Origin of the sequence: Hymenobacter gummosus, assembly GCF_003970915.1 — a bacterium.
Classification (GTDB): domain Bacteria; phylum Bacteroidota; class Bacteroidia; order Cytophagales; family Hymenobacteraceae; genus Solirubrum; species Solirubrum gummosum.
Window position 1 is genome coordinate 54,826 of record NZ_RXOF01000006.1, and the last position, 12,190, is coordinate 67,015.

At 62.2% G+C, this 12,190-nt stretch carries 5 protein-coding genes; all 5 read left to right on the forward strand.

Annotated features, from left to right (window positions below):
• Positions 1-75 precede the first annotated feature (75 nt).
• The 5 genes from EJV47_RS12065 (at position 76) to EJV47_RS12085 (ending at position 12,088) form a co-directional block, all read left to right on the forward strand.
• A complete protein-coding gene (locus EJV47_RS12065) occupies positions 76-3,525 on the forward strand; it encodes a DUF7948 domain-containing protein (RefSeq protein ID WP_126693413.1) in 3,450 nt (1,149 codons plus the stop codon).
• A 111-nt stretch (positions 3,526-3,636) separates the two neighbouring features.
• The gene (locus EJV47_RS12070; protein ID WP_243651128.1) at positions 3,637-4,110 is read left to right on the forward strand and encodes a ribosome maturation factor RimP; all 474 of its coding nucleotides are present in this window, start codon (positions 3,637-3,639) and stop codon (positions 4,108-4,110) included.
• A 110-nt stretch (positions 4,111-4,220) separates the two neighbouring features.
• A complete protein-coding gene (nusA, locus tag EJV47_RS12075) occupies positions 4,221-5,513 on the forward strand; it encodes a transcription termination factor NusA (RefSeq protein WP_126693641.1) in 1,293 nt (430 codons plus the stop codon).
• Between the two features lie 147 nt (positions 5,514-5,660).
• Positions 5,661-8,768, forward strand: coding sequence for a translation initiation factor IF-2 (infB, locus tag EJV47_RS12080; RefSeq protein WP_126693414.1), 3,108 nt, complete (start codon positions 5,661-5,663; stop codon positions 8,766-8,768).
• A 596-nt stretch (positions 8,769-9,364) separates the two neighbouring features.
• Positions 9,365-12,088 carry a T9SS type A sorting domain-containing protein gene (locus EJV47_RS12085; protein WP_165903722.1) on the forward strand — a complete coding sequence of 908 codons (2,724 nt, stop codon included), beginning with the start codon at positions 9,365-9,367 and terminating at the stop codon, positions 12,086-12,088.
• The last annotated feature ends 102 nt before the right edge of the window (positions 12,089-12,190 follow it).

Genomic DNA, 12,190 nt, shown 5'->3' on the forward strand with positions numbered 1-12,190 from the left:
ACAATTATTATCTGTAAAGTCCGTTTTGGGCTTCGTTTGGCGCCAAAGTGCGCTGCTTGTTGCCGTGCTTGTCTTATGAGCTATACTCTTACCGCTTATCCGCTGTACCGGCGGCTCTGGGCCTGGCTGCTGCTGGGCTGGCTGCTGCCCGCCGCGGCCACTGCCGGCGCCGCCCCCGCCGAGCCGGCGGCCCCGGCCGAATTCATCGAAAACCGCGGGCAGTGGGACGCGGCCGTGCGCTTCCTGGCCCCGCTGGGCGGCAACGCGCTGTTTCTGGAAAACGCCGGCTTCACCTACGCCGTGGCCGGACCGCGCACCTGGCCCGCCCACCGCGCCGACACGGCCCGGGCTACCTACCAGGCCCACGCCTACCGGGTGCAGCTGCTGGGCGCCGCGGCCACCAAGCCCACCGGCCGCCAGCCCACCACCGAGCGGCGCAACTACTTCCTCTCCGCCGACTCCACCCGCTGGCAAACCGACGTGCGCAGCTTCCGTGAGGTGTGGTACCCGGGCGTGTACGCCGGCACCGATTTGCGCCTGCACGCCGACAGCCTCGGCCGGCTCGAATACGACTTCCTGCTGCAGCCCGGGGCTCGGCCCGTGGCCATCCGGCTGCGCTACGCCGGCACCAGCGGCCTGCGCCTGCTGCCCGACGGCCGCCTGCAGATTCAGACCAGCGTGGGCGCCGTGCACGAGCTGGCTCCGCGGGCCTGGCAGCTCGACGCCCAGGGCCGCCGCCAGCCGGTGAGCTGCCGCTACCTGCTGCAGGGCACCGACGTGAGCTTTCAGCTGGGTGCCTACGACGCCACCCGCCCGCTCACCATCGACCCCACGGTGGTGTTTGCCACCTTTACCGGCTCCACCACCGACAACTGGGGCTTCACCGCGGCCCCCGACGCCGACGGCAACCTGTACTCGGCCAGCGTGGCTTTCAGCACCGGCTACCCCACTTCCAACGGCGCCTACGACGTGCGCTTCAACGGCGGGCTCGACGTGGGCATTATCAAGTACAACCCCACCGCCCGCGGCTCCTCGGCCCGGCTGTGGTCTACTTACCTGGGCGGCAGCCGCACCGACGTGCCCCACCGCATCGTGAGCGGGCCGGACAACGAGCTGATTATCCTCGGCACCACCAGCTCCCAGAACTTCCCAACCACCCGCCGGGCTTACAGCCGCAGCTTCCAGGGCGGCCCCGCCTGCGAGCCGGAAAACGGCGTGAGCTTCGACCGGGGCACCGATTTATTCGTGGCCCGGCTCAGCGCCAACGGCCGCGACCTGCGCGGCTGCACCCTGTTGGGCAGCCCCGGCTACGACGGCTTTGCCCACTCCTACCGGCCCGCCGGCGCCCTGCCCAACTTCGGGGAGGTGTTTCTGGGCGATGTGCAGACCGATGCCGCCGGCGACATTTACGTAGCCAGCACCACCACGCACCGCAGCTTCCCGGCCACCGGCGGCGCCGGCTCCCGCTACCAGGGCGGCCCCTCCGATGCCGTGGTCTGCCGCTTCTCCGGCGACTTGCGGCAGCTGCGCTGGAGCGTGCTGCTGGGCGGCAGCGGCGCCGATGCGGCCTACGGCCTCAGCCTCGACGCGGCCGGCCGCGTGTACGTAGCCGGCACCACCAACAGCAGCAATTTCCCGGTAACCACCGGCACCCCGCCCCCCGCCAATGCGCCCGGCGACGCCTTCGTCGCTTGCCTGGCTCCCGATGGCTCGGCCGTGCTGCACTCCCGCCGCCTGGGCACCGCCGAAGCCGACGGGGCCCACTTCGTGCAGGTCGCGGCCGATGGCACCGTGTACCTGGCCGGCTACTCCGACGGCAACCTGCCCACGACACCCGGCCGCCACCAGCAGCCCGGCGGCCGGGCCTTTATCCAGCAGCTTTCCGCCGACCTCAGTACTTCCTATTGGTTGACGCGCCTAGTGCCTTCGAACCGCGTGCACCTCACCGGCTTTCAGGTCGATGACTGCGGCCGGCTGTACCTGGCGGGCATCGGCTACGTGCTCAATCTGCCGGCCGTGAGTGCACCCCCTCCCACCCAGGGCGAAGGCACCTACGTGGTGCGCCTGAGCGCCGGGGCCGTCATGGCCGAATACGCGGGCTTCTTCACCGGCGACCATGCCCACGCCGTCAGCCGCTTCGGGCCCGATGGCACGCTGTACCAGGCCGTGTGCGGCGACTGTTCGGCCGGGGGCCGCGGTACCTTCACTGTTCCGCCCGGCGCGGGCTACTATACCACCTCCAACGCCGCCCGCAACTGCAACGACGCTTCCCTGAAGATTCTGCTGGCGCCCACTCCCAACGAGCCCCTCGCCCTGCAGCGCTGCCTCGATGCCGGACCGCTGCCCCTGGGCGGCACGCCCGCCGGCGGCACCTGGAGCGGCCCGGGCGTAGTACCGGCCCCGGGCGGCGGGCAGCAGTTTTCGCCGGCGCTGGTGGGCATAGGCTTCTACTCGCTCACCTACGCCCCGCCAGCCGGCTCCAGCTGCCCCCGCACCGCCCTCAACGTCACCGTCCGGCCGCCCGTAACCATGCCGCCCGTGGCTCCGCGCAGCTTCTGCGAAGTGGGCCAGGAGGCTAATAGCCTGCCCATGCAGCCCCCGGGCGGCAACTGGACCGGGCCCGGCGTGGTCGGCAACCAGTTTTACCCCGCTCAGGCCGGTGTGGGCACCCACACGCTCACTTATACCCTCGACGTGCCCGGCTCCTGCGGCAGCGTGCAGGCCAGCGTCACGGTGCTGCCCCGGCGCGTCACGGCCGGCCCCGACACGGTGGTGTGCGGCACCAACAACCGCTTCCGCCTGACGGGGGGCACGCCCGCCGGGGGCACCTGGAGCGGGCCGGGCGTGGTCAATGGCTGGTTTGACGCCCGCAGCCTGCCGCCGGCCTATGGCTTATCGGTGCGCTCTTATACGCTGACTTACAGCGTCAACTTGCCCGCCGGGTTGTGCCCGCCTTCTGCTACGCGCCGCATCACCATCCTCGACGAGCCCACTCCCACCCCGCCCCCGGCGCCGGTAGCCTGCACCTTCGATGACCGGCTGAACGGCCTGGTCCCTTACACCATCACGTTTCCATTTCCGGCCCAGTTGAAATCCGGCCTCGGCTTGCCCCTCGGCGCCCAGGCCACCTGGGACTTCGGCGACGGCACCACCGTCACGACCACCTACGCCGAGGATTACACCTACGAGTACCTCACGCCCGGCATTTACCAGCCCACGCTCACCGTGCGCTACGGCCCCGGCTGCCAGGGTCAGGTGCTGTTTCCGGCCCTGCGCCTGGGCCAGCCCGCTACGCCGCCCAACGTCATTACGCCCAACGGCGACGGGCTCAACGACCGGTTTGTGCAGCAGTACGGCTGCCACGCGTCCCTGAAGGTGTTCACGCGCTGGGGCAATGAGGTGTACCGCCACGCCGACTACGCCAACGACTGGGCCGGCGGCACCCTGCCGGCCGGCACCTATTACTACCTCCTGCAAACCGACGACGGACGCACCTTCAAGGGCTGGCTGGAAATCGTGCGCTGAGCCGGGGGACTTGCGTCCGGCTCGGCAATGTTGTATCTTTGCCGCACTTACTTCAGTTACAGAGAGGGGACGCCAGTCCCCTCTTTCTTTTCCCACCCACCCGCTTTGCCTATGAGTTTCGACCGCAACCGCATTCAGCAGATGCTGGACGCCAGCCTGCCGGGCCCCGAGTACTTCGTGGTGAGCCTGACGGTGAGCAACACCGCCACCCGCCCCAAAATCACCGCCACCATCGACGGTGAGGAGGGCATCGGTATCGACGAGCTGAGCACCACCACCCGCCGCCTCACCCGCCAGATCGATGAAGCCTACGGCGAAGACGCGGCCTACAACCTGGAAGTCACCACGCCCGGCGCCGACCAGCCCCTGACCGACCAGCGCCAGTACGCCCGCCACGCCGGCCGCACCCTCGCCCTCAAGCTCACCGACGGCCGCGAGCTGGAAGGCAAGCTCGAAGAAACCACCCCGGAAGGCCTTATGCTCTCGGAAGTGGTGAAAGAGAAAAACAAGAAGAAAACCCTGCCCGCCGCGCTGTTCCCCTTCACTGACATCAGCGAAGCCCGCGTGGTCATTTCGTTTAAATAAATTGTTGAATTGTCAAATGGTTAAATGGCTGGTCGTTCAAGCACAAAAAACACCAGGCATCTAACAATCAACAATTTAACAATCCGACAATTTAACAATCAGCGACTATGATGAACACCCTCAACCTCATCGAGAGCTTCTCGGAGTTTGCCAAGTTCAAGAACATCGACCGCCCCACGATGATGAGCATCCTGGAGGAGGTGTTCCGCACGATGATCCGCAAGAAGTACGACGACGACTCGAACTTCGACGTGATTATCAACCCCGACAACGGTGACCTGGAAATCTGGCGCAACCGCGAAATCGTGGACGATGACTCGGAGGATATCTGGGACCACGACAAAATTCCGCTGGCCGAAGCCCAGAAAATCGAGCCCGACTTCGAGGTGGGCGAGGAAGTGTCGGAGCAGGTGAAGCTGGAAGATTTTGGCCGCCGCGCCGTGCTCATGGCCCGCCAGACGCTGATTCAGCGCGTGAAGGACCTGGAGCGCGACAACCTCTACCAGAAGTACAAGGACATGGTCGGCGAAATCATTGCCGGCGAAGTGTACCAGGTGTGGGGCCGCGAAACCCTCGTGCTCGACCAGGAAGAAAACGAGCTGAGCCTGCCCAAGCCGGAGCAGATTCCCAAAGACCGCTACCGCAAGGGCGACACCATCCGCGCCGTCGTGCACCGCGTCGACGTGCTCAATGGCGCCCCCAAGATTATCCTGTCGCGCGCCGCCCCGGCCTTCTTGGAGCGCCTGATGGAGCAGGAAGTCCCGGAAATTGCCGACGGCCTCATCACCATCAAGAACATCGTGCGCGAGCCGGGCGAGCGGGCCAAAGTGGCCGTGGAAAGCTACGACGACCGCATCGACCCGGTGGGCGCCTGCGTGGGCATGAAGGGCAGCCGCATCCACGCCGTCGTGCGCGAGTTGGAGAACGAGAACATCGACATCATCAACTACACCGATAACCTGGAGCTCTACATTCAGCGTGCTCTGTCGCCTGCCCGCATCAGCACGATGAAAATAAATGAACAAACCGGTAGGGTTTCGGTGTTCTTGAAGCCGGACCAGGTTTCACTGGCCATCGGCCGGGGCGGCGCCAACATCAAACTGGCCTCCCGCCTCGTCGGCATGGAAATCGACGTCTTCCGCGAAGCCGATTCCTACGAAGAGGATATCACGCTGGAAGAATTCAGCGACGAAATCGACCAGTGGATCATCGATGAACTGAAGAAAATCGGCCTCGATACGGGTCGGGCGGTGCTGGCCGTAAACAAGGCCGACATCGTGCGCCGCACCGAGCTGGAAGAGGAAAACGTCGAGGACGTGTTCCGCATCATCCAGGCCGAATTTGACGGCGAAGACGAGGAAGAAACGCCCGCTGAGGGCGAAGAAACCGAATCGCAGCAGTAACCAGCGGCCCGGCCCTGTACGTAAGGGCCGGAGCCGCTCGGGCACAGTCCGGCGGAAGACCTGCCTGAATAGGTGGGTTTTCCGCCGTTTGGCAATAATTAAATCGTACTTTTGCACCCAACTACGAGTATCGAGCGCAACCCAAGAATGGCGGAAGCAGCAAGCAAACGACTGAAACAAGCGGCCACGGACCTGAACGTCGGGACCCACACAATTGTGGACTTTCTCGCGACGAAGGGCATTTCTGTTGAAAATAAACCCACCACCAAGCTCTCGTCCGATCAGGTCGCGCTGCTGAATAAGGAGTTTGCTTCATCGGCCCAGGACAAGGCCGAAGCCGCCAAGCGCGGCCAGACGCTGCGCCACACCGAGCTGGAACAGGCCGCCCAGGCCAAAGAAGCCGCGGCGAAAGCCGCCGCTCCGGCCCCCAAACCCGTGGAGCCCGCCAAGCCGGCTGCGCCGCAGCCGGCCCCGGCTCCCGCCCCTGCAGCGCAGGCCCCGACTCAGCCGGCCGCGCCCCAGGCACCCGCCCAGCAGCCGGCCGACAACGGTCGTCCGGTGCCGGGCCTGAAAGTATTAGGCAAAATCGAGCTGGACGCCAAGGGCCGGCCGGTGCCGCCGCGCCCGGCTCAGCCGACGCCCGCTCCCGCACCGGCTCCGGCTGCCCAGCAACCCGCGCCTGCTCCGGCCCCCAAGCCGGAACCCACGCCCGCTCCGGCACCTACTCCGGCTCCGGCCCCGGTAGCTCAGCAGCCCGCGCCCGCTCCGGCCCCCAAGCCGGAACCCGCGCCCGCTCCGGCCCCAACGCCGGCTCCGGCTCCGGCCGCTGAGGCCAAGCCCGCTGCTCCGGCTGCACCAGCGCCCGCTCCTACCCCGGCACCCGCCCCCGCTCCCGTAGCTCAGGCTCCGGCTGCCCCCGCCGCCCCCGCCGCGCCGACGGAAACGCCGGCTGCAGGTGGTGAGGGCGACCAGGGCACCATCGTAGCCCGTGGCGAGCAGCTGAAAGGCCTGACGGTACTCGGCAAGATTGAGCTGCCCGTGGATGCTTCGCGCCGCGGTGGTGGCCGCGGGGCCCGCCCCGTTGCCTCGTCCGACGTGCGCAAAGCCGGCATCGGCGACAAGAAAAAGCGCGCCCGCATTGCCGTGCCCGGCCAGGGCCAGCAAGGCGGCGGTCAGAGCCAGGGCGACAACCGTCCGACCGGCACTGGCTACCAGGGCAACCGCCCCGGCGGCAACCGTCCGGGTGGTCCCGGCCAGGGCAACCGCCCCGGTGGTGGCCGTCCCGGCGACAACCGCGGCCCGCGGCCCGGCCAAGGCCAGGGTCAGCCCGCTACGCCGGAACAGAACGACAAGCAGATTCAGGACCAGATCAAGGCTACGCTGGCCCGCCTGAGCGGCGGCCGCGGCGGCAACCAGGGCAACCGTGCCAAGTACCGCCGCGACAAGCGCGCCGGTATTGCGGAAGCCACGGAGCTAGCCCGCCAGCAGAGCGAGTTGGCCTCGAAGACCCTGAAGCTGACCGAGTTTATCTCGGCCAACGACTTGGCTTCGCTGATGAACGTGTCGGTGAACGAGGTTATCAAGGTCTGCCTGAACATGGGCATGTTCGTGTCCATCAACCAGCGCCTCGACGCCGAAGCCATTACCGTCATTGCCGACGAGTTTGGCTACGACGTGGAATTCCTCTCGGCAGAAGACGAGCAGGATGTGGCCGTGGTCGAGGAAGATGATCCGGACGCTCTGGTTGAGCGTGCGCCGATTGTGACCATCATGGGTCACGTCGACCACGGTAAAACCTCGCTGCTGGACTACATCCGCAACGCGCAGGTGGCCAAGGGCGAAGCCGGCGGTATTACCCAGCACATCGGCGCCTACGAGGTGAAAACCGCCTCGGGCCGCAAGGTGACCTTCCTCGATACTCCGGGTCACGAAGCGTTTACTGCCATGCGTGCCCGCGGTGCCAAGGTGACGGACATTGCCATCATCGTGGTGGCGGCCGACGACTCGGTGATGCCGCAGACCAAGGAAGCCATCAACCACGCGCAGGCTGCTGGCGTGCCGATTGTTATTGCCCTGAACAAAATTGATAAGCCGGGTGCCAACCCCGACAAAGTCCGCGAGGAACTGTCGGCCATTAACATCCTGGTGGAAGAATGGGGCGGTAAGTACCAGTCGCAGGAAGTTTCGGCCAAAACCGGTGCCGGCATCGAGGACCTCCTCGAAAAGGTGCTGCTCGAAGCCGAACTGCTGGAGCTGAAAGCCAACCCGGACCGCCGCGCGGTGGGTTCGGTTATCGAAGCCTCGCTCGACAAGGGCCGCGGCTACGTAACCACCATCCTGGTGCAGACGGGTACGCTGGAAGTCGGCGACATCGTGCTGGCTGGTCCGCACTACGGCCGCGTGAAGGCCATGACGGACCACCGCGGCAAGAAGATGAAGACGGCTGGCCCCTCGACGCCGGTGCAGCTGCTCGGTTTGCAAGGTGCCCCGCAGGCCGGCGACAAGGTAGTGGTGATGGAGACGGAGCGCGAAGCCCGCGAAATTGCTACCCAGCGCCTGCAGCTACAGCGCGAGCAGTCGATGCGCACCAAGAAGCACATCACGCTCGACGAGATTGGCCGCCGCCTGGCCCTGGCTTCGTTCAAGGAGCTGAACCTCATCGTGAAAGGCGACGTGGACGGCTCGGTGGAAGCTCTGTCGGACTCGCTGCTGAAGCTGAGCACGCCGGAAATTGCGGTGAATATCCTGCTGAAAGGCGTGGGTGCCATTTCCGAGTCGGACGTGCAGCTGGCCTCGGCTTCCGACGCCATCATCATCGGCTTCCAGGTGCGTCCGTCGCTGGGCGCGCGTAAGCTGGCCGAGCAGGAGCAGATTGACATCCGCCTCTACTCGATCATTTACAACGCCATCAACGAGGTGAAGGACGCCATGGAAGGCATGCTCGCCCCGACGGTGCAGGAAGTCACGGTGGCCACGGTGGAAGTGCGCCAGGTGTTCAACATCACCAAGGTCGGCACCATTGCCGGCTGTATGGTGACGGACGGCACCATCACCCGCAACACTAAGGTGCGCGTGGTGCGCGACGGTATCGTACTGCACACCGGCGGCATTCAGGCCCTGAAACGCTTCAAGGACGACGTCTCGGAAGTGCGCCAAGGCTACGAATGCGGTATCTCGATCAAAGGCTTCGACGACCTGAAAGAAGGTGACATCATCGAGGGCTTCGACGAGAAAGAAGTGAAACGGACGCTGTAAGCCCCTGGCTTGGCAGTGCCAGAACAGCCCAGACCGGAAAGCCCCTCCGCCTGCATGGCCGGAGGGGCTTTTTTGCGTGGTTGCCAAGTAGCCTTACTTCTTTCAGGACCGCTTTGGCCAAAACCGGAGGGGCTGTAATTCACACTTGAACACCTAGAAAAAGTTTTGGGCAGGGACAAGACTCTGCGGTCGGGATTTCTTTGTTCTCGGAAGCTTGGAAACAAGAAAGCCTCGGTCCTACGCCGAGGCTTTCTTGTTTCCAAGAGGGCGTAGCCACCTGGTCACCTTTCGCCGGCAAAGTTGGATAGCGGCATTGCGTAGTCGTTGCGCTATGGTTACGATTGTATGCCTAACATACCGCTTACCCCATTCCGCTGAGTTGAGTGTCTTTTTAATTTAACATTCTTCACGCAATACAGCAATGGAGCTAATATTATATCTTGTCAACAGTCTCTTAATCACCTCTTAATCCTAACTGCATGCGAACAAAACTTCTATCTCTTCTACTCTGCGTCTTGTTGAGCTTGGGTGCTCGGGCCCAAGTCGGGCAACCGCAGCGGCCAGTCACCCGGATTCCGGATGCTACCCTTAAACCAATGTTGGCCAAAGCCATTACAATGAGTGGCGTATGCACAGACAGATACGATGATCAACAAAAGCAGCAAGACATAAGGGATCTGAACACCATCGATGCGAAGTTTATCGGTAGAGCAGCTTGGTGGTGGAATTCGACCTATGAGACGTTTGATCCACATTCTGGTCCTTACCCTCCGACCGATACCGAGGAGGAGCATTTTCGAAAGACGCTACGCTACACCGGACTTCTTTTGGGATGCAACCCGGGTGGGCTTGCTTCCTGCACGCGGAACGACCGGATTGTTCAGGCTGGTATTTTTGAATATATCGGCTACCGTGATTCCTCAGGTGTCCTACATAGCAACGCAAGTTCTATCCTCATTCCGGACTGGGTATACAAAGATTGGGGGCTAACTCCTCCAATGCCAGCCCGTACTTTCATCCCTGACAGCATCACGTATACGCCAAACGACCCAAATAATCCTACCGCAAATAATAATCTGGCGCCCGACGTAACCAAACGCGAAGCAAAACTGTGGATTTATTACCGTGCATGCATGTACATGGCATGCGGCATTGAAGCCTTGCACATGGGTCCGTGGGATTATATGGCTGCAAATGATAAACCGGAGACCTCGGGCGGGCTGTACCCGCGTTACCACCACACCAAAGTGCTGTTTGACAAAATCAGGGAATTTGCAGCCAACGGTTCAATTAACTTCACGAATGACTTAGGATTGGCTAAGGGTCTACAACTGACTTCTTTCAAAGGAACCCGAAACGGGTATGTCGTACTGGATCCTCACAGCAAGGAGCTCTTTCTATACCAGAATGCCTCCATGTCTGCCCCAGTGGACTTGTTCGATTTCTATTCCTTCCCGCTCGACGCGAAACGAGTCATAACGGCAGGTCGTTTGGGCACGAACAGCTTTTACACGTCTCCGACCTGGGGGGCGCTGCCGATGAGTAATAGCTGTAATATACCGGATAAAAATGCCTTGGGCATCTCCAATCCGCGCATGTTTTTGGTTGAGCTTGATAATGCCCTTAATGATAGCTCGGTGCCTGACCCGACAATGATCAACTGGGGATTTGAAGAAATCACCTGGTTCGCCGCACAACCTTGTGAATACCGCGCTGATTGGCTACGCTATATGTATAATTGGCTAAAATGCAATGCGCCTAATATTAATTTCCAAATGCCTGGTCGCCGAAAACTGTATGACAATTTAGTTCCGTCTATCGGGACCATGTACAGATTTAACGTAGCAAGCAGTGCCCAGCCTTATAATGGGTCGACTTGCGGAACTATTACCAGTCAGTATTTACCCAACAATCAGACCACACGAGAAATGGAGAGCATTCGTGAACTGTGGTCTACTAATCCGCCCTCGCATACTACAACAGATGCGGTGTACGACGCCTCCGCGCCGGCACTGCACCGAACCCTCAGCAATATTGCCATAGAGGAAGATGGCTCTCTTTACTGGGTTGACGCCGCCACTGGACAGATTAAGCATGCTCAGTGGGATGCCCAGGCGGCTACCCCCCACTGGGTAATGAGCACCATTCCCAACGTAACCGACGCGGCGGACAACCTGATGTTTCAGAAGCGCGGCCGGCTATTTTACCGCAGCACGTCGCAGCAGATCAAGTACTGCCAGTATAACGCGGGCGCTTGGACTGTATACACCGTCACGCCTACCAACACCGGTCCGGTGTACGCGGCGGGCTCCCTGGTATTCGAGGCCAGTGGACCTATGTATGAGCGTGTTCCTAACCTTGCCATCTATTACCGGGCGGCGACAACCAACCACTTAGAGTACGTCAAAGAGACCTTTGAGGGAAGTAACGTATGGGGGTGGGCACCGATAAATCCAAATGGCAACCCCATCACAGTCGCAGCGGTGGAAGGCGCCATTGCCTGCCCCACTGCCGGAACGGTTATCTACATTGCGCAACCGTCCGACCCAACCCGGTCTCCACGTTTGACGGCCGTGCATCATGGCTTTTCTGGCTGGACGATTGCCGACTCATACAACATCAACTTGGATGCGGTCAAGGGCATTGCGATAGAAAAACGGAACAACGACGACTACGCTAAGGTGTATTGCATCACGTGGAACCAGCGTGTTGCTGCGACCAAATACTATCACGGATGGAACAACGGGCACTGGGTCAGCGGCCTGAGCGACGTTGATGGGGCCACCGCTGCCTGGGGTGACATCCAAGTCACTGGCGAGAACACCTTTATTTACCGAAGCGGTACCGGCATTACAAGCATGCAGCAATGCGGCCACTACTACTACCCGGACATTAATGATTGCCAATGGGGCTTGGTCCGTCAGGCCGACAACAGCCTTTACTACGTAGGAGTCCAGGGCGAAGTACGCTACGTGAGGTGGGACCATTTGACGTGCTCTTGGAATCCTCCGTCACCACGTCCCAGCATGGTCCCGCTGACGATTACCTCCAAACCGGTGCTCCACCGCCCCAAGCAGCTGGTGGACGTCGAGGCCTACCCCAACCCTGCCAACACGGGGCTCACGGTCGAGCTCAAAGGCGACGCTTCAGACCTGCGGTGCCAGTTGCAGGACGCGCTCGGGAGAACGGTAGCCGGCGGCACGCGCAAGTCAGCCAGCCAGCAGTTTGTGGATACGCGGCAACTACCCAACGGCATATACTACCTGCATGTCCAGGTGGGCAGTGCTTCCCGAACTCAAAAAATCGTTGTGGCCCACTAAGGTCAGGCGTTATTACACCAGTAAGCCTGGCTGGAACGCGCGTTTCTTGTCTTTACCCAAAACTTGCGAAGCGCTGACCTACTGGTCGGCGCTTCTTCTTTA